General features: G+C 61.0%; 16 protein-coding genes. 9 read left to right on the top strand and 7 right to left on the bottom strand.

The window, feature by feature from the left end:
* Positions 1–11: 11 nt before the first annotated feature.
* The gene (gene zipA / locus I6L37_RS10145; protein WP_216993956.1) at positions 12–1,127 is read right to left on the bottom strand and encodes a cell division protein ZipA; all 1,116 of its coding nucleotides are present in this window, start codon (positions 1,125–1,127) and stop codon (positions 12–14) included.
* 15 nt (positions 1,128–1,142) lie between these two features.
* Complete coding sequence (locus tag I6L37_RS10140; protein WP_216993955.1) at positions 1,143–4,517, bottom strand: AAA family ATPase; 3,375 nt, start codon at positions 4,515–4,517, stop codon at positions 1,143–1,145.
* A 215-nt stretch (positions 4,518–4,732) separates the two neighbouring features.
* On the opposite strand from I6L37_RS10140, the gene cysZ reads away from it, so the two are divergent.
* Together cysZ and I6L37_RS10130 are read left to right on the top strand one after the other, a co-directional pair.
* Positions 4,733–5,497: a sulfate transporter CysZ gene (cysZ, locus tag I6L37_RS10135; protein ID WP_026458070.1), complete on the top strand. Its 765-nt coding sequence runs from the start codon at positions 4,733–4,735 to the stop codon at positions 5,495–5,497.
* A gap of 152 nt (positions 5,498–5,649) precedes the next feature.
* Entirely contained in the window at positions 5,650–6,264 is a 615-nt protein-coding gene (locus I6L37_RS10130; RefSeq protein WP_042027855.1) for a trimeric intracellular cation channel family protein, read from the top strand.
* An 85-nt stretch (positions 6,265–6,349) separates the two neighbouring features.
* On the opposite strand, the gene I6L37_RS10125 is transcribed toward I6L37_RS10130, so the two are convergent.
* The 4 genes from I6L37_RS10125 to I6L37_RS10110 form a co-directional block, all read right to left on the bottom strand.
* Positions 6,350–6,601, bottom strand: a complete 252-nt coding sequence (locus I6L37_RS10125) for a lipoprotein (RefSeq protein WP_026458071.1) — start codon at positions 6,599–6,601, stop codon at positions 6,350–6,352.
* 47 nt (positions 6,602–6,648) lie between these two features.
* Entirely contained in the window at positions 6,649–7,194 is a 546-nt protein-coding gene (locus I6L37_RS10120; RefSeq protein WP_216994146.1) for a DUF882 domain-containing protein, read from the bottom strand.
* A 150-nt stretch (positions 7,195–7,344) separates the two neighbouring features.
* The gene (locus I6L37_RS10115) at positions 7,345–8,829 is read right to left on the bottom strand and encodes a murein L,D-transpeptidase (RefSeq protein WP_216993954.1); all 1,485 of its coding nucleotides are present in this window, start codon (positions 8,827–8,829) and stop codon (positions 7,345–7,347) included.
* Positions 8,830–8,901: 72 nt separating this feature from the next.
* On the bottom strand, positions 8,902–9,678 hold the full coding sequence (locus I6L37_RS10110) for an ABC transporter substrate-binding protein (protein WP_216993953.1): 777 nt from the start codon (positions 9,676–9,678) through the stop codon (positions 8,902–8,904).
* Between the two features lie 336 nt (positions 9,679–10,014).
* Here I6L37_RS10110 and I6L37_RS10105 point away from each other — a divergent pair, with 336 nt between their 5' ends.
* From I6L37_RS10105 to I6L37_RS10085, 5 genes are all read left to right on the top strand, one after another.
* A complete protein-coding gene (locus I6L37_RS10105; protein ID WP_216993952.1) occupies positions 10,015–10,560 on the top strand; it encodes a hypothetical protein in 546 nt (181 codons plus the stop codon).
* 55 nt (positions 10,561–10,615) lie between these two features.
* Positions 10,616–11,632: a glycosyltransferase family 2 protein gene (locus tag I6L37_RS10100; RefSeq protein WP_216993951.1), complete on the top strand. Its 1,017-nt coding sequence runs from the start codon at positions 10,616–10,618 to the stop codon at positions 11,630–11,632.
* Positions 11,629–12,000: a GtrA family protein gene (locus I6L37_RS10095; RefSeq protein ID WP_216993950.1), complete on the top strand. Its 372-nt coding sequence runs from the start codon at positions 11,629–11,631 to the stop codon at positions 11,998–12,000. Before I6L37_RS10100 ends, I6L37_RS10095 begins: the two co-directional genes overlap by 4 nt.
* Positions 12,000–13,160 carry a hypothetical protein gene (locus I6L37_RS10090; RefSeq protein ID WP_216993949.1) on the top strand — a complete coding sequence of 387 codons (1,161 nt, stop codon included), beginning with the start codon at positions 12,000–12,002 and terminating at the stop codon, positions 13,158–13,160. Before I6L37_RS10095 ends, I6L37_RS10090 begins: the two co-directional genes overlap by 1 nt.
* A 210-nt stretch (positions 13,161–13,370) precedes the next feature.
* Positions 13,371–15,482 (top strand): alpha-amylase, encoded by a 2,112-nt coding sequence (locus tag I6L37_RS10085; RefSeq protein ID WP_216993948.1) that lies wholly within the window; start codon positions 13,371–13,373, stop codon positions 15,480–15,482.
* A gap of 70 nt (positions 15,483–15,552) precedes the next feature.
* Here the strand turns inward: I6L37_RS10085 and I6L37_RS10080 are convergent, their stop codons facing one another.
* On the bottom strand, positions 15,553–16,188 hold the full coding sequence (locus I6L37_RS10080) for a glutathione S-transferase N-terminal domain-containing protein (protein WP_216993947.1): 636 nt from the start codon (positions 16,186–16,188) through the stop codon (positions 15,553–15,555).
* A gap of 158 nt (positions 16,189–16,346) precedes the next feature.
* Between I6L37_RS10080 and I6L37_RS10075 the strand changes: the two genes are divergently transcribed.
* Positions 16,347–16,991: a response regulator transcription factor gene (locus I6L37_RS10075; protein WP_042027862.1), complete on the top strand. Its 645-nt coding sequence runs from the start codon at positions 16,347–16,349 to the stop codon at positions 16,989–16,991.
* Positions 16,992–17,119: 128 nt separating this feature from the next.
* On the top strand, positions 17,120–17,701 hold the full coding sequence (locus I6L37_RS10070; protein WP_216993946.1) for a TetR/AcrR family transcriptional regulator: 582 nt from the start codon (positions 17,120–17,122) through the stop codon (positions 17,699–17,701).
* Positions 17,702–17,757: the final 56 nt, after the last annotated feature.

Below are 17,757 nucleotides of genomic sequence, written 5' to 3'. Positions count from 1 at the left end.
CCCGTGGCGTCTTAGTCGCGACTGGCCTCGTAGGCCGCCAGTTCCTGGCGGTAACGGGCGATGGTCTCGTCGCTCAGGGGGCTGCGCTCCATGTCGGTCAGCATGGCATCCAGATCGCTGGCCAGCTGATCGGCGGCCTGCAGCATGTCTTCGAAGGCGAAGGCAGCGTTGCTGCGCAGGGGCAGCTGCATGAAGAGCGACACACCCGGGGTGGAGAACTGCTCCATCCGGTACGGATTGAAGGTGCCCGGCTTGACCATGTTGATCATGGAGAAGAGCACCTCGCCCTTGCCGTTGGGATCTTCGTGGCGGTGGAAGATGTCCATCTCGCCAAACTTGAAGCCTAGCGCCATCAGGGAGGAGAGCAGGGTCGCCCCTTGCAGATCGTGACCCGGACGACCCATCAGGTTGATGACATAAACATCCTGCCAGATTTTCTCAACCGGCTGCGGGGCGAGACGCGGCTCTTCGGCCACGGGCGCTTCATAGGCCGGCTCCTCATGCACGGGCTCGGGGGCCACATGACGGGGCTGGGCCTGGTATTCGGGGGCATGAGCCGGTTCGCGGGCACCGAAGGTCGGTGCGGTGGCGTAAGCGGGCTCGACCAGCGGTTCATCGTCGGCCACCGGCATCACGGGTTCACGCTGGGGACGGGAACGGTAAACCGGAGTACGGCGATTGACCTGGGCAGGCTTGCGCACGGGGGCAGCAGGCACCTCTTCCAGCGGCTCGGGCAGCGGCTCGTCGAAGGCTTCCTCTTCCTCGTAAACCGGAGGGGGCGGAACCGGACGGGCGGCAGGCTTGCGCACGACGGGGGGCGGCAGATCGTCTTCTTCATCTTCATCGAAGGCAGGGGCGGCAGGACGACGGCTCAATTCGGGCTGACGCTCTTCGCGGTGGAGCTTGGGCTCGGCACGACGGCCACCACTGACTACACGAACCTGACCTATGCCATCGCTGTCGAAGGCATCGTCATCACGATCCCGCGATTTGGAGTCCATCCGGCCAAGCGGTTTTTCCTTGATCGGTGCCTGACGATTTTTTCTGTTGCTCCACAACCCGTGAATGAGCAATGCCGCGATGGCAATACCGCCCAGGGCAACCAAGATGTAACGCAATTCCTGCATTAGCTGCTTCTCTTTCTAGTTTTGCTCAGCCAAAGCGACGGCTTCACCGATATCGACCGACACAATGCGCGAAACTCCGGGCTCTTGCATCGTGACGCCAACCAGCTGCTCAGCCATCTCCATGGAGACCTTATTATGACTGATGTAAACGAACTGTACTGTGCTCGACATCTCTTTGACAAGAGAACAGAAGCGACCGACGTTCACTTCATCGAGCGGTGCATCCACCTCATCCAGCAGACAAAAAGGTGCTGGATTGAGTCTGAAGATGGCAAAAACCAGCGCAAGGGCGGTTAGCGCCTTCTCCCCCCCGGAAAGCAGGGCAATGGTAGCATTCTTCTTACCCGGAGGTCTCGCCATGATGCTCACTCCGGCCTCCAAAAGATCATCCGAGGTCAGTTCAAGCCAGGCACTGCCTCCCCCGAACACTTTTGGAAACAGGGATTTTAAATCTTCGTTGACCTTATCGAAAGTGTCCCGGAACCGTATTTGTGTCTCTTTATCAATTCTTTTAATGGCTTGGCTCAAGGTTTCGAGGGCCTGCTCAAGATCCTGGCACTGGTTTTCGAGGTAGGTTGCGCGGGTTTTCGCCTCCTCATACTCCTCCAGCGCCGCCAGGTTGATGGCGCCAAGCGCTTCCACTTGCGCCTCCAGGGTCTGGATCTCCTGGCGCAGCTTGCCGCGATCGGCGGCAATCAACACCGCCTGATCGAGATCCACCAGCCGCACGCCCAGCTCCTCGAACTGTTCGTGCAGTCCCTGGCGGCGGGTCAGGTTGCGCTCGCGCTCGAGCCTGAGCTGGGCCAGCTTCTCCTGCAAGGCCACCAGCTGCTTGTGATCGGCACTGCGCGCCTGTTCCAGCTCGTTCAGCTGACGTTCCAGCTCCGCGAGCCGCTGATGACAGGCCAGCTGCTGCGCCTCCAGATTGCGCTGCTCGGCGAGCAGGGGAGCGAGATCCGGCACTCCTTCGCTATCCGGCCCTTTCAGGCTGGCCAGCTCCAGCCCGAGTCGTGCCAGCTCCTCCTCCCCCAGGGTGATCAGCTGACGCAGATTCTGCTGCTCCAGTTGCAGACGCTGACAGACCCCCCCTTGCTGCTCGCGCCGCACACGCGCCTCTTCCAACATTCGCTCACATTGGCTGACCCGCTCCTGGGCGGCCTGCAGCCCTTGGGTCAGCGGCTCGCCCTGCTCCTGCAACTCGGCAAGCTGCGCCTCCTCCTGCGCCAGTTGCTGGCAGGCAAGCTCCAGCCGCTGCACCTCGTCGGCCTGCTCCTGGTCAAGCCGGGCAAGCTCTTCACCCAGCTGGCCGAGCCGCTGCATTCGCTCCTGCCGTTGCCCCTGTTGCAAACTCCAGGCTTCCCGCAGTTGCTGCCACTTTTGCTCCTGCTCGCGCAGGGTTCGCTGCGACAGCTCCTGCGCACTCGACAGCCGGGCTCGTCCGGCCTCGGCCGCGGTTAACTGCTCGGCCAGCCGCGCCAGATGCGCCATGGCAGTGCTTTGCTCAGTATGCAACCGCTCACGCTCGCCGAGCAGCGCCAAGGTGCCCAGGGTGCTGCCCTGCCCCAGATCGGCCCAGTTGGGGCCAAACCAATCTCCGGCAGGAGTCAGCACCGACTCACCGGCCAACAGCGTTGGCTGGCGGGCCAGGGCTGCGTCCCGCGTATCGGCCAGCCAGATGGCGTTGAGAAAGGCGGGAATATGGTCGCCATTGAGTTGCGCCGCCAGGGTGCCGGGAACCACGGGCTGGGCTGGACCAATCCAGAGCCCTTCTTGTGCCAAATTGCACTCATCGGACGGGGTGGCCGTGAGCCAGCGGCCAAGCACCTTGTCCAGGGCCTGGGCCCACTCGGGGGCTACCTGCAGCCGGTCTGCCAGGGTATCCCCTTCCATCTGCTCCCCGAGGATCTGATCCAGGGTGGTCAGCCTGGCTTCGAGTTCGCGCAGCAAACTCTGCTGCTGACCATGCTCCTGCCTGAGCCGCTCATGTTCATCCACCGCCTGTTGCAATTGTGCGGTCAGCTCCCCCAATCCGGCCCGGGTCAGCTCCAGCTCGGCGCCCAGCTCGTCGAGACGGGGTTGCAGCATCTCATCGTCCCCCTTGATGGGACCGGCACGCTCATCTTCCAGCTTGAGTCGCGCCAGCCGGGTCTTGGCTTGCAACTCCTGCAAGCCTCCGACCCGGGCGCGAGTCTGGTTGATCTGCCCCTGCAGTTGCGCCAGTTGCTGTTGCCACAGTTGTTGTCGCTGACGAGCCTGCTCCAGCTGTTCGCTGGCGATAAGTCGCGCCTCCTGCTGCTCGGTGAGCAACTGCTCACACTGCTCCAGCCTGGCATCCTCAAGTTCGGCTTTGAGTACCCCGTCGGTCAGTTGTTCCTGCTGGCTGGCGAGCTGGGCCTTGCGCTGGGCGATCCGCTCCCCCAGCGTCTGCTGGCGGGCCTGCCAGTCACGGCCCAGTTCGTGCTGGTGAAGTTGCTGCTGCTCGAGACGGGCGATGGCCTGGCCGCCGAGAAAAATCTGCTGCTGGCGGCTAGCCTGCTCGGCCTGGGCCTCCTGGCGGGCCACCGACAGAGTGACGTGGCGCCCCTCGTCGGCAGTGCGCTTGGCATCAAGCGCCGCCAGCGCCTGTTCGGCCTGGGCCAGCTCGCTTTTCGCCTCGCCAAGGCGGGTCTCCAGCGCCCACAGCTCGGAGCCAATCAGCTCGGCACGGGCGGCGCGCGAGCGGCTCTTGAGCTGCTTGTAACGCTCGGCGGTCTCGGCCTGGGACTTCAAGTGCTCAAGGCGAGATCCCAGCTCGCCGCGAATATCGCCGAGGCGTTCAAGGTTTTCCTGGGTGTGGCGGATACGCTGCTCGGTTTCCCGGCGCCGCTCCTTGTAGCGGGAGACCCCGGCCGCCTCTTCCATAAAGAGTTTGAGGTCGGCAGGGCGCGATTCCACCAGCCGGCTGACGGTGCCCTGCTCTATGATGGCGTAGCTGCGCGGCCCAAGACCCGTGCCGAGGAAGAGATCGGTGACATCCTTGCGGCGGCACTTCTGGCCGTTGATCTGGTAGTGGTTGGAGCCGTCGCGCAGCACCTCGCGGCGTACCGAAATCTCGGTGAAGCGGCCGAACTCGCCGGGCACCCGGTTGTGGGGGTTGTCGAATACCAGCTCCACCGAGGCGCGGCCATGGGGACTGCGGTTGATGGAGCCGTTGAAGATGACATCCGTCATGTTCTCGCCGCGCAGGTGGCGGGCCGAGCTCTCTCCCAGCACCCAGCGCACCGCGTCGATCACATTGGACTTGCCGCAGCCATTGGGCCCGACCACGGCGGTCATGTCAGCATCAAGCTCGATACGGGTCGGTTCGACAAACGACTTGAAACCGGCGAGTTTGATCAACTTCAGACGCATGGAGGCCTACACAAATAAAAAATAAAGAGGGGGGCGAGCAGCCGACGTTACCAAATCCAAACCGGAGCCTGGTTTGTCACAGGCAGGCGGCTTCTCCGCAACAACATCCGGAGCCCGGCTGAACCGGGTCGGAAAAGGAATGGACTGGCGACTTTACCAAATCAAAGGCTTGTTTGTAATATGCAGGCACTTTCCCATGAACAGATGGAGCTCATATGAGCCAATCACCCCGTATGGTAAAAGATTCAATCAGCGGCGCCGATTACTTCCTGCGCGGCTTTTCTCTCATCCGCCAACCCGGTATCCGCACCTTCGTCCTGATCCCCCTACTGGTCAACTTCGTGCTGTTTGCCGGCGCCTTCTACGCCCTGCTGCTGCAGCTGGACGGTCTGTTCGCCTGGCTGCACCAGCAGATCCCCGCCTGGCTCGACTGGCTGGACTATCTGCTCTGGCCCATCGCCCTGGTGACCATACTGGTGGTCTTCTCCTTTGTGTTCAGCTCGGTGGCAAACTGGATAGCCGCCCCCTTCAACGGCCTGCTGGCGGAGAAGGTTGAGCAGATCCTCACCGGCGAGACCCCGAACGACAGCGGCATGCTGGATATCGTCAAGGATGTACCGCGCACCTTCGGCCGCGAGTGGATCAAGCTGAAGTACTACCTGCCCAAGGCGATCGGTTGTCTCATCCTGTTCCTCATCCCCGTGGTCGGCCAGACCCTGGCTCCCGTGCTCTGGTTCCTGTTCAGTGCCTGGATGATGGCGATCCAGTACGTCGACTATCCGTTCGACAACCACAAGATCGATTTCATCACCATGCGCGACGCCCTCAAGCAACGCCGCGGCAAGTGCCTGAGCTTCGGTGCCCTGGTCACCCTCTTCTCCGCCATCCCGGTGGTGAACCTGTTCGTGATGCCGGTCGCCATCTGTGGCGCGACCGCCATGTGGGTTGATCACTACCGCCAGGAACAGCTTGGCCGCTGATCCCCAAACCTGATACAACCAAGGCACCTTCGGGTGCCTTTTTCTTTTTCGCCCCATTTCACATGAATTAAACTAATGAATACATTGCTTTCCTTGTCCCATATGGCGCGACTTGTTAGGATGCAGGCCTGAAACGCACCCTGGGATAACTCATGTTACATGCTCTCTTCTTGCTCGGCCTGGTGGCCGAAGGGATGACCGGCGCGCTGGCAGCGGGTCGGCGGCGGATGGATCTGTTTGGCGTAGTGATCATCGCGTCTGCGACGGCCATCGGAGGGGGTACCATCCGCGATGTGCTGCTGGGCCACTATCCCCTGCTCTGGGTTGAGCATCCGGAATATGTGCTGTTGGTGGCAGGCGCCGCCATGGCGGGAGTTATCTCGGCACCGCTGATGCGCTACCTCGGCAAGCTGTTCATGGCGCTGGATGCCCTGGGGCTGGTGGTCTTCTCCATCTTCGGTGCAGCCCGGGCTCTGGATATGGGCCATGGTGCCGGCATCGCCTGCATCATGGCGGTGGTGACCGGGGTGTTTGGCGGTGTGCTCAGGGATCTGCTCTGCCAGCGCATTCCGCTGGTGTTTCGTCGCGAACTCTATGCCGCCATCTCGCTGGTGACAGCCGCCCTCTACTGCTTTGCCCTGGAGCAGGGCCTGCCCAACGACTGGGCTGCGTTCGGGTCTATCGGTATCGGTTTTGTGTTGCGCCTGCTGGCGGTACGTTTCAAGTGGGGACTCCCCACCTTCAACTACCAGTACGCAACCCACTGATTACGCCAGCTTCTGGCAAAGCCGCTTAAATTCAAAACACAAAAAAGCGCCCTCGGGCGCTTTTTTGTCATGACAGACTAAGGTGTCAGTTGATCCCTTCCGAGCTGAAGAAGGTCGCCTTGTCAGCGATGAAGCGGATCTTGATGTTCTTGCCTTCCCCGCCCCAGACGCAGCTGGTGGTGCCCAGCGCATCGTCACACCGCTCCGCCTTGCCAAGGATTTCACTGGCCTGCGCGTACGTCATGCCCATCTTCAACTTGTCGTAATTGTCGCGGTTGAGTTTGCTGCAACCGGTCAGCAAGAGGGCGACCAGAGCGCCAATCATTATCTGTTTCATCGTTATCTCCTCACTGGAGCGACGATCTTGTCAGCTTGTTGATACATTTACCAGCTACGAACCGGGCCGGTATCGAGATGGACAAAGTTGTCATGGGGATAATAACCGACCCCGCCGACCCCCAGATTGAGGGCGGCCTTACGCAGGTGGGCCAGTTGCACCCCGGGGATCCGTACATCCACCGCCTGCCCCAGGGTGTGATAGCTCTGCTTGGCCACGCCGCGGCTCTTGCTGCGCTTCTGGCGATTGGTGGCCGGTGAACGATAGCCGGAAATGAGCTGGATCTCGCTGCGCCGCCCCAGTTTTTGCTGCAACAGATAGAGTTGATCGAATAACCGCCTGTCGATATTGAACACTTCGTTGCGACGGTAATCCCGCAGTATGTGGTTGAGCTCGGCCAGCCCGTCGCTCAGGTAATGGCCATTCTCCCAGTAACTGGCGCGCACCCGCTCGCCGGTGTTGAGATTGAAAAAGCTCAGTTCACGCCCGGCCGTACTGCGGCTTGCCAGCGTCGGGAGGGGGAGCATGGCCCCGCCCAGCAGACAACCGGCTCCCAACAGCAGACGACGTCGACTTATCTCTTGTTCCAGCATAAGGAGTTGATCCATCGCTCATTGATGCAAAACGGGTAAGTAAATGTGACAAAGACGCTTGAAACTACCCGTGTGCGAGGGACTATGTCAAACCGCAAGGCCCCATGAAAAAGCCCGACCGGGGTCGGGCTTTTCACACTGTGGCAGGGATCACAACAAACGGCTCTGGAAGCTGACTCGATCAAATCCGTAAATATCGTTGCGCAGTTGCTGGCGCCCGGTCTCGTCGACCCAGCTGCTCCAGTAGACGGTAAACACCGGGATCGGGGAGGTCAGCGGCAGCCACTTGGTCTGGGACTGCTTGAGGATGCTGGCGACCTTGTCCGGCTGATAGCGGGAGTCCGCCAGCAACAGTTCAGCCAGATCGTCGGCATGTTCCACCCGGATGCAACCCGAGCTGAAGGCCCGCGCACCCTGCTCGAACAATCCCTTGCGGGGGGTGGAGTGCAGATAGATGGCATCGTTGTTGGGCAGGTAGAACTTGTAGCGCCCCAGGGCGTTGTGATCCCCCGGCTTTTGCCGCAGGCGGTAAGGGAAGCCTGAGGCCAGCGCCTGATGCCACTCCTCTTCGGTGAACTGCACCGGATTACCTTCACCATCGACCACCTCGAACTGCTCACGGCTCAGGTAGGCGGGATCCCGCCCGAGTTTGGGCAGAATATCCTTGCTCAGAATGGATCGCGGCACATGCCAGGCCGGGTTGAGCACGATGGATCGGATCTCGCTGGCCAAGATGGGGGTCGCCCGCTGCTCCTTGCCGACGATCACCCGGCTGGTAAACACCTCGCTGCCGGACTCCACCACGCTCAGGCGGTAATCGGGGATATTGACCAGTACATAACGGGGCTTGGCGAGCTGATCCACCAGATCGCGACGCCACAGGTTGCGCAGCAGCAAGCTGGCGCGCACCTCGGGGCCGGTATTGAGCCAGGTTCGGGTCTGACGGCCTATGATGCCGTCGGCGGTGAGGCCATGACGGCGCTGGAATGCCTTGATGGCCTGTTCTGTTTCGGCATCATAAACGGCATCCTGATGCAGGGGGGCGACATCCCCCAGCTCGTTCAGCATGGCGCGGATCGTCCCGAGCTCGGCGGAGGTTTCACCGGCACGCAGGGTAGGAATGTCGAGGGAAGGCCACTTGCGAGCCATCGGCATGGCCAGCAACTTGCGCACTTTTTCCCGCACAGCCTCATACTCGGCGACCTGCGGACGCAGCGCCCTGACCTGAGTCAGCAGATCATCAGTCGTCGGGGCCAGGTTGATTGGCTGATTGAGATCCAGTTTGAGGGTCTTCATCTGCTCGCGGGAGACCAGATCCATCCCCCGCCAGGCGTGCTGGAAACGGGTGAGCTTGGTAAAGACCTCGTCATAAATGGCGCCACGCTGGGAGGCGGGTGTGGCGTTCAAACGCTTCCACAACGCAAAAAAATCCGGATGCAAGCGGGCCAGCACAGCCTCCTGCAACTGCTGTTCCAGTTCGGCCCGGGCCAGTTCGGCCTGGGAACTTTGATACCAGTCATGCCGGGTTTCACCGACAGTCACCACGATGGGCGTCTCTGCAGCCTGTGCCATAGTCGCGGGCAGGCAGCCCAGCCACACCAGATTGGCCAGAGCCAGCCAATACTTCATCCCCATGGATACCTCAAAAACGATTTATTTACTCTGCCCGACCCTGCGGTCGGGCTGCTCATGATGCGCGAATGGCTATCACTTTGCCAGTTCCGGCGACACATAACGTCGCCAGATGGCGTCATACTCGCTCGTCACCTTGAAGGCGGCCAGCTCCTGATTGAAACGCGCAATAAAGTCCGGAGAAAAACGCTTTTTGCTGAAAAGAAAGAAGGTGGGCAACTCATGCACCGGCTTGCCATGAGGGACTATCTGGCCGGCCAGCCCTTGCTCCTTGAGCCCCCAGGGGGTGGCCAGCATGTCACCGAGGAAACCGTCGATCCGCCCGAGCACCAGTTTGCCGTAGTTCTGCTCATCGTTGACCGTGCTCACCTGGGCACTATGGTAAGCCAGCAGGGCCATCACCTCGTCACCATAGAAGTAATCCTTGGTCACCCCGAGTTTGTGACCACTGACCAGCCAGCTCGCCAGGTCCTGCTCGTGATAATGCTGCCCCTTGCGTACCCACAGGAGCGTGCGTCCCGGGTTGTAGGTATCGGAGAAATAGCCGTAGCGGGCCCGGTCCTCGTTGAAATAGACCTCCATCGCCATATCCAGCTTGCCGAGCTCAATCTCGTGCAACACCCGTTTCCAGGGCAGTTCCACATAATTGGCCTGGCAGCCGATGCGGGCCAGCACGCCGTTGAGCGTCTCGACGGCAAACCCGTGCACCTGCTGGCGTGCATCTCCGTCATCGTAGTAGTGATAGGGTGGCCAGTTGTCAAAACCGACCCGAAGTGGAGCCGGGCAGAGGCTGGCGGCAAATGCCTGCGACATCCAGCAGCAAAGCAGCAAACAGTAGGCAGTCCATTTCATATGTCGTCCTTGACAAACAGATGAGTCATCATAAAACGGCCTCGCCAAAATGGCGATAGCACTCCTATGACGATCTATATGTGCAGGAAGCTGACGCAGCAAGCAATCGGGTCGTATTTCTTCCCAGACCGAAGCCCCCCTGCCGTCAGCACGTCTTGCCGTCCGAGCGGCAGATTACCGAGTCCTGCCTTTTGAACTCCCGGGGTTGGGCACAGGAAGTGAAGGGGTTAATATGTGAGCAAATATTTTTTTGTGATCCACTATGCTTTTTTTGCAATTGGATTAGCATATGCGCGAAATCGGCCTACCTATTTTTTGTCAGGCGTAGAGAGTGATATGACGTACAAAAAGTTTGGTTTTCTGACTGCAATCCTGGCGTTGAGCGGTTTTTACCTCTACACCCTCTATCTGGCCGCTCACCCCAACGTGAGCCTGGCCTACCGGCTCTATTACCTGGAGGGCAAGACCCGCTTCTGGGAGCACAACTCCAGCATGACCTATCAGCCGGGCAACGAGCTCAATCTGACCAAACCAAGCCGTTTTCTCTCCAGTGAAGGCTGGGCCAAGAAACCCGGCGCCGAGGGCACCCAGCTTAGCGGTCAGGGTGGCCTCTATTTCGTGTTGCCCAAGCAGGCAGCCAACCCCGATGAGCTGACCGTGCATGCCCGCATCAACAGCCCGCAAGCCGGCACCCTGCTGAAGGTGGCTCTGGGCAACAACTTCACCACCACGGTGAAGCTGGCGAAAGCGGGTATCAACGAGATCCGCCTCAGCCTGCCGGGCAATTCACTGACGGCAGACCCAAAACACCCCAACTTTCTGGCCCTGTCGGCACCGACTCCCATCAATGTGCAGTCGGTACGCATGACCCTTGCCCAGTGAGCCTTGCCCCGCGCACGGTTTGATAAAAGCAACTATCCAAAATAAGGACGTTCTTATGTCGTATCCAGATTTTCGACTCTCTCTGGTCGTTCCCGTATACAACGAGGAAGAGAGCATCGATGCCTTCATCAATGCGATAGACAACGAACTGGCCCCGCTGAAAGACCAGCTTGAAATTGTATTCGTCAACGACGGCAGCCGTGACCGCACCCGTGACGTGGTCGAGCAGGCCATCGCTCGCGATCCCCGCGTAACCCTGGTCAACCTGGCCCGCAACTTCGGCAAGGAGGCGGCCCTCACTGCCGGTCTGCACCAGGCCAAAGGGGATGCCATAGTCCCGATGGACGTGGATCTGCAGGATCCCCCCGCCCTCATTCTCGAATTCGTCAAGCTGTGGCAGACCGGCGACTATGACACCGTCTACGGCATCCGGGTGGATCGCAGTGCCGACACCCCGATGAAACGTGTCACCGCCGGTGGCTTCTACCGCTTCTTCAACGCCCTCTCCACCAGCACCAAGCTGCCGGAAAACGCCGGCGATTTTCGCCTGATCGACCGCCGAGTGGTGGAGGCGATCAAACAGTTGCCGGAGCGCAACCGCTTCATGAAGGGGCTGTTTGCCTGGGCCGGTTTTCGCGCCGTTGGCGTTCCCTACGAGCGCCCTGCCCGCCACGCGGGTGAGACCAAGTTCAACTACTGGAAGCTGTGGAACTTCGCCCTCGACGGCCTGCTAAGCTTCTCCAGCTGGCCGCTGCGCGTCTGGAGCTATGTGGGTGTCGGTGTCTCCTTCATCGCCTTCCTCTATCTCATCAAGATCATCACCCAGGTGGTCTTCTTCGGCATTGACGTACCCGGTTATGCGTCCCTCATGTCCGTGGTGCTGTTCCTCGGCGGTATCCAACTGTTGTCTCTCGGCATCATTGGCGAGTACATCGGCCGCATGTTCGTGGAAGTGAAGCAGCGCCCTGTTTACCTTATCGAAGGGGTCTATGGCCAGTATGCCCGGCAGGAGGCCCGGCAAGGGCAGGATGCCAATCCAGAAGCTGACAAGCAGGAGCAGGCGTCCCAATGATCTCCCGCGAGGAATTCTGGCGGCTGGTACGGTTCGGTTTTGTCGGCGGGGGCGCGACCCTCGTCGATCTCGGCACCTCGTTCGCGCTGTTTCACACCTGGCCCACCATCTCCGAGCATCTGGTCACGACGTTGGCGTTTGCCATCGCGTTCTGGTTCTCCTTTTTCGGCCATCGTTACATCACCTTTCAGAAGCAGGGCGCCGCCAGCAAGTTTCTGCTGGTCGCCCTCTTCTCGCTGGCGGTACGTAACCTCATTCTGAGCGGCCTGCTGTTTGCAGGGCTCTCCGGTCTGTTGCCCGTGGTGATCGCCACGCTGACCGTGACCGTGCTGACCTATCTCCTCTCTCGCATCTGGGTGTTTGCCTGATGAATGACATGACCACCATAGCCCCCGCGCAGGCGGGCCCCTATCGTCCATCACTGCGGATCAGCAGCCGTGACTGGCTGATGATCATCGCCGCCTTCGTGCTGAGCCGGGTTGCTCTCTATGGCATGGGCTATTTCGGGGTCCAGCTCTACGGCGCCACCGATATCGGTCCGCTGCAGGCCTACTGCCAGTTCGACTGCGTCTGGTTCCAGCGCATCATCGAGAACGGCTACGACCTCTACCCGCGCTGGCTCAGCAAGGGCAATGCAGCCAACTGGGCTTTCATGCCCCTCTATCCCATGCTGGCCGGCTCCCTCTCCAGCCTGCTCAACGTAGAGAGCCTGATCGGCCTGATGCTGGTGGCCAACATCGGCTTCTTCGCCAGCATGCCGCTGATGCTGCTGGTGCTGCGTCAACTCAAGCTGGGTGACGAGACCGCCCGCTTCGGTGTCTGGCTGCTCGCCTTCTCCCCCTTCTCTGCCTATTTCGTCTCCGGCTACACCGAATCGATGTTCATGGCGCTGATGCTGGGAATGTTCCTGTTCGCCTATCGGGAGCAGTGGCTGATGGTGGCGGCGCTCGGGGTCTGTATCTCGGCCACCCGCAACCTGGGGGTCATGATGGTGTTCCCGGTGCTGATCCTGGCGCTGCAAGCCTACGGCTGGCGCGAGTTCTTCCGCTTCACCGAGCGCGCCTTCAAGGTGGTATTCACTCTCTGGCTGATCCCGTTCGGCCTGTTCGCCTATATGCTCTACCTCTATCACCTCACCGGGGATGCGTTTGCCTTCAAGCACATTCAGGTGGCCTGGGGCCGTTCCATGGACAGCCCGCTGGACTGGTGGCTGAGCGGTTTCGAGCTCGGCGGTCGCAAGGCTTACCTCTCCATCATGGTGATCTTCGGCTGGTGCCTGAATGCCTATCTGTTCAGCCAGAAGCGCTGGGCCGAGGCGACCCTGATGTTCATCTGCTGCACCATACCGCTGATGACGGGGCTCAACGCCATGCCGCGCTACATGTTCGGCCTCTACCCGACCCTACTGGCCATCATACTGATGACTCATCGCTGGCCGGCCATTCGTCCGGCAGTGCTCTGCATCAGCGGCATGGTAGCCTCCTTCATCGCTGTCGCCTTCGTCAACTTCAAGTTCTTTACCGTCTGACGACACCACAGCCTGACAATGCCGGTCCCTGGACCGGCATTTTTTATGGCAGCGGTTTTTACACCGACACGGCAGGCATCACACTTTCCCCTTCTTGAAAACGTAACCATTTGAACTAACGTCACAAATCGGCGTTTTAGCGCTCCAGGGCCAAGGGCCTGCCTCCTAGAATGGGCGCACCTTCATCTCGCCCCGCTCAAGGAATGGCTTATGCGTCGCGCTAATCGTCTCTCCCCCTTGTGGCTCGCCCTGCTGGCCAGCCAGCCCTTTGTCTCCCAGGCTCTGGCCGCCCCCGACATCCACCTCTATGTGGATGGCCAGGCAGTGGCGACCCCGCTGGCGCTGGACAATGGGACGGTGACGCTGACCCATCCCCTGGCCAAGGGGAGCCATCAAATTCGCATCGGCGACGCCGCCAACAGTTGTGGCTCCAGCTTTGGCCCGAGCGAGGCCAAACCGCTCCCCTTTGGCACCGCCCAGCCAATGGACAAGTGCAGCAAGGGAGAGAGCTTTACCCTGCGGGTGATGCTGGCAGGGGACTACGAGTTCACCTTCAACCCGGATATCCCCAGCCTCAAGGTGCTGCGCGCCACCAAAAAGAGCGAGTTCAAGCGCCAGCCACCACAAGAGCCCTGCATCAGCTGGGATGGCGGCCCGGTTACGGTATCGCTGGACGGGGTCTGGCCCGACGGCACCCGGTTGCGAGATGCTTATTCGGGGCAGGAGGGCGTGGTGAAACAGGGCAAGCTGACCCTGACGCCAACCAAAGAGAGCGGCGGCCTGCTGCTGCTCGAGCCGGTCAAGGCGGCCAAACCGGCTCCCTTCAGCTGGGATCAGGCGAGCGTCTATTTCCTGCTGACCGATCGCTTTCACAACGGCGACCCCGCCAATGACCACAGCTTCGGCCGCCAGAAGGATGGTCAGGACGAGGTGGCCACCTGGCACGGTGGAGATTTCAAGGGGTTGACCGAGAAACTCGACTACATCAAGAGCCTTGGCATCAACGCCATCTGGATCACCCCCATGGTGGAGCAGGTGCACGGATTTATTGGCGGCGGCGAGCGAGGCAACTTCCCCTTCTACGCCTACCACGGCTACTGGGCGCTGGACTTCACCAAGATAGATCCCAACTACGGTGACGAGGAGAGCCTGAAAACCCTGGTGGACGAGGCGCACAAACGCGGCATGCGGATCATCCTGGACGTGGTGATGAACCACGCCGGTTACGCCACCCTGGCCGATTTACAAGATCTGGGGCTCACGGACCTGGCCCAAAATACCGGAAATTTGCCAGGCCGCTGGAGCGAGTGGCGCCCGAGCGGCGGCCTCGACTGGCATGGCTACAACCAGTTTATCGACTATCAATCACCCGCCTGGAGCAAGTGGTGGGGCCCCGACTGGGTGCGCGCCGGCCTGCCGGGCTACCCGCAACCCGGCACTGATGACGTGACCGGCTCAGTGGCCGGGCTCCCTGACTTTCTCACCGAGTCCACCAAACCGGTGGGCCTGCCGCCTCTGCTCACGGCGAAAAAGGATACCAAGGCCAAAACGCTGCCCAACGCCACTGTGAGCGACTACCTGATCGCCTGGCACACCGACTGGGTGCGCCGCTTTGGTATCGACGGTTTTCGCGCCGATACTGTCAAGCACCTGGAGCCCGAGGTGTGGGCCAAGCTCAAGCAAGCCGGCACCGCCGCCCTCAAGGAGTGGAAGGCCGCCAACCCGGACAAGAAGCTCGATGACCTGCCCTTCTACATGGTGGGCGAGGTGTGGGATCACGGGGTCGCCAAGGACTTCTGGTACCAAAATGGCTTCGATTCCCTGATCAACTTCGACTACCAGCGTGAGTTCGCCCTGCCCCAGGCCCAGTGTCTAGCGGGCGCCGAGCCCACCTATGCCAGCTACGCCAGCCGTATCAACCAGGATCCCGGGTTCAACGTGCTGAGCTACATCAGCTCCCACGACACCAAGCTGTTCTTCGGTGACTATCAGGACGTGCCGCTACAGCGCAGGGTCGCCAGCAGCTTTATGCTGTTGCCGGGGGGCATTCAGATCTACTACGGCGATGAATCGGGCCGCGGGCTCGCCAGGGATGGGGGCGTGTTCGACCAAAGCGTGCGCTCCGACATGAACTGGCAGGAGTTGGCAAGCGGCGAGAAGGCCGAGCTGGTCAGGCACTGGCAGCGCCTCGGCCAGTTCCGCGCCGCCCATCCGGCCATTGCGGCAGGCAGCCACCAGAAGCTCGAAGATGCCCCCTACGCCTTCGTGCGGGAGAAGGGAGATGACAAGGTGGTGGTGGTGTTCGCCGGGCGCCAACCGTAAGCCAGCCGGTTTAACACCCGCCATTTGACAGGAGGGGAGCCCATGGCTCCCCTCCTCTTTTTGCCGAATGCTAGGCGCTGGCGTCCTGGCGCTGTGCCTCGGCCGGCCACTGCAGCCGTGCCTTGACCAGGGTTTCCTGCCACAGGGGCCAGGCCAGCAGAGCTTTTTGATACTCTCCCGCCAAACCGGGCAACTGGATGCCATAGCTCGCCAGCCGGTAGGCCATCACGGCGTAGAAGGCATCCAGGATGCCCGCATCACCAAAATAGAAGGGACCCCGCGCCTGCCCCCAGATCTCCTGCAATCTGGCCAGCTCGCCGATGGCCTCCACCGGCGGGTCGATGCGGGTCGGCGCTCCCAGAAAGAAGGGCAGCAGGGTGCGAATGTGGCGAAAGCCGGCATGCAGCTCGGCACACAGACTGCGGGCCAGGGCCCGCTCGACCAGCGAGGGGGGATAGAGCTGGCGATCCGGGCACAGCTCGTGGATATATTCGGCGATAGCCAGCGAGTCGTGTACCCGCACCCCGTCATGATCCAGCCAGGGCACCAGCCCGGCCGGTGCCTGCCGTTTGAGCCGCGCCAGGGCGGCTGCGTCGTCCAGATCGAACACCTGCACCTGCCACTCCAGTCCACTCATGGCGAGCACCAGCGCCGCCCGCATCGCCCAGGTGGAGCCCGTGCCCACCGTCAATACCAGGGATCCCATCTTTTGCCTCCTGCATGAATCCGTGCCAGCCATCCTGTCTACCCCAGTGGCATCACATCCGATGGTCACCTCACATTTGCACACCAGCGGGTTTGACCCCCTTGGGGAGCGATGCTAGTTTGAGTTTTCAAAACAATCAGTTAGCAACCATGTGAGCTATGGATAGCCAATTTACCATCGTCATCGCAGATGACCACCCCCTGTTTCGCAGCGCCCTCTATCAGGCAGTCCACATGGCCATCGACGAGGCCCAGTTGCTGGAAGCGGACTCCATCGACAGCCTGACCCAGCTGCTGGGGGAGCACCCCGAGGTCGATCTGCTGCTGCTCGACCTCAAGATGCCGGGGGCGAATGGCTTCGAGGGGCTGGCCCATCTGCGCGGTCAGTATCCGGATCTGCCCATCGTGGTGGTCTCTGCCTCGGAAGATCCCGCCATCATCCAGCAGGTGCTGCGGCTGGGAGCCCTCGGTTTCATCCCTAAATCCGCCCCCATGAAGGAGCTGGTCAGCGCCCTCAATACGGTGATCGGGGGGGACAACTGGGTGCCTGAGGGCATCTCGCTGCACCCGGAATCCGAGGACGGTCCCGATTTTGCCAGCAAGCTGGCAAGCCTCACGCCCCAGCAGTACAAGGTGCTGGTGATGCTGCGCGATGGCAGCCTCAACAAACAGATCGCCTGGGAGCTCAACGTCTCCGAGGCCACCATCAAGGCCCATATCACCGCCATCTTCCGCAAGCTCGGCGTCAAAAACCGCACCCAGGCAGTGATCGCCCTGCAACAGATGGATATCAAGGACAACTGAGCCGCTCCCCCTTGGCGGCTCCTCTTCTTTCGTAGACCCGACAGAAAGCAACAGCGCCCCGAGTGCTTTGCCGCTCGACAATTAGCACGATCGTACTTTATGCTGCCCGGGCAATGGAGGAGAGAGCGATGAGCAAGGGGCGCCTGACCCGCGACAACATTTTGCAGACTGCGTTCGAGCAGGCGAGCCGACAAGGGCTGGAGAGCCTGACCATAGGCTCGCTGGCAACGGCATGCGAGATGTCCAAAAGCGGCCTGTTTGCCCACTTTCAGTCCCGCGACAACCTGCAGATCGCCGTGCTGGAGTATGCCGCCCAGGTGTTTCGCGAGCGGGTGATCCAGCCGGTGCGCCAGCAGCAGCACGCCAGCCAGCACGACAAGCTGACCGCCCTGTTGCAAGCCTGGCTGGCCTGGAACCAGTGCTTTGCCGGTCGCTGCATGTTCCTCGATGCCTGGACCTCGGCCCAGGATGGTGAGGTGCAGCAGGCGGCCCGCCAGCTGGTGCGTTTCTGGCTCGACTACCTGGCTCGCCAAGTAGTGAAGGGCCAGGCGCAGGAGGAGTGGCGCGGCGACATGGATCCCTGGCGCGCCGTCTACCGGCTCTACGGCCTCTATCTGGCGGATCAGGTGTTCAATGCCCTGGATCTTTGCCAGGATCCGGCCCGTCACTTCTGGCCCGAGGTGGAGAAGGTGCTGGCCAGCTGGCGCTGATCCTTTTAAAAACCGAAAAAAAAGCACGACCGTTCGAACACAAAACCGACAGGATT

Origin of the sequence: Aeromonas sp. FDAARGOS 1407, from assembly GCF_019048725.1 — a bacterium.
GTDB classification, from domain to species: domain Bacteria; phylum Pseudomonadota; class Gammaproteobacteria; order Enterobacterales; family Aeromonadaceae; genus Aeromonas; species Aeromonas enteropelogenes.
Note: the sequence above shows the minus strand (reverse complement) of the source record. Positions and strands in the feature narration are given on the sequence as shown.

Bases quoted from the DNA above. Each gene is read 5' to 3' on its own strand.
- I6L37_RS10085 (WP_216993948.1), top strand. From the start codon at position 13,371: ATGCGTCGCGCTAATCGTCTCTCCCCCTTGTGGCTCGCCCTGCTGGCC.
- I6L37_RS10120 (WP_216994146.1), bottom strand. From the start codon at position 7,194: ATGCTGGAACAAGAGATAAGTCGACGTCGTCTGCTGTTGGGAGCCGGT.
- I6L37_RS10105 (WP_216993952.1), top strand. From the start codon at position 10,015: ATGACGTACAAAAAGTTTGGTTTTCTGACTGCAATCCTGGCGTTGAGC.
- zipA (WP_216993956.1), bottom strand. From the start codon at position 1,127: ATGCAGGAATTGCGTTACATCTTGGTTGCCCTGGGCGGTATTGCCATC.
- I6L37_RS10100 (WP_216993951.1), top strand. From the start codon at position 10,616: ATGTCGTATCCAGATTTTCGACTCTCTCTGGTCGTTCCCGTATACAAC.
- I6L37_RS10080 (WP_216993947.1), bottom strand. From the start codon at position 16,188: ATGGGATCCCTGGTATTGACGGTGGGCACGGGCTCCACCTGGGCGATG.
- I6L37_RS10125 (WP_026458071.1), bottom strand. From the start codon at position 6,601: ATGAAACAGATAATGATTGGCGCTCTGGTCGCCCTCTTGCTGACCGGT.
- cysZ (WP_026458070.1), top strand. From the start codon at position 4,733: ATGAGCCAATCACCCCGTATGGTAAAAGATTCAATCAGCGGCGCCGAT.
- I6L37_RS10070 (WP_216993946.1), top strand. From the start codon at position 17,120: ATGAGCAAGGGGCGCCTGACCCGCGACAACATTTTGCAGACTGCGTTC.
- I6L37_RS10140 (WP_216993955.1), bottom strand. From the start codon at position 4,517: ATGCGTCTGAAGTTGATCAAACTCGCCGGTTTCAAGTCGTTTGTCGAA.
- I6L37_RS10110 (WP_216993953.1), bottom strand. From the start codon at position 9,678: ATGAAATGGACTGCCTACTGTTTGCTGCTTTGCTGCTGGATGTCGCAG.
- I6L37_RS10090 (WP_216993949.1), top strand. From the start codon at position 12,000: ATGAATGACATGACCACCATAGCCCCCGCGCAGGCGGGCCCCTATCGT.
- I6L37_RS10115 (WP_216993954.1), bottom strand. From the start codon at position 8,829: ATGGGGATGAAGTATTGGCTGGCTCTGGCCAATCTGGTGTGGCTGGGC.
- I6L37_RS10130 (WP_042027855.1), top strand. From the start codon at position 5,650: ATGTTACATGCTCTCTTCTTGCTCGGCCTGGTGGCCGAAGGGATGACC.
- I6L37_RS10095 (WP_216993950.1), top strand. From the start codon at position 11,629: ATGATCTCCCGCGAGGAATTCTGGCGGCTGGTACGGTTCGGTTTTGTC.
- I6L37_RS10075 (WP_042027862.1), top strand. From the start codon at position 16,347: ATGGATAGCCAATTTACCATCGTCATCGCAGATGACCACCCCCTGTTT.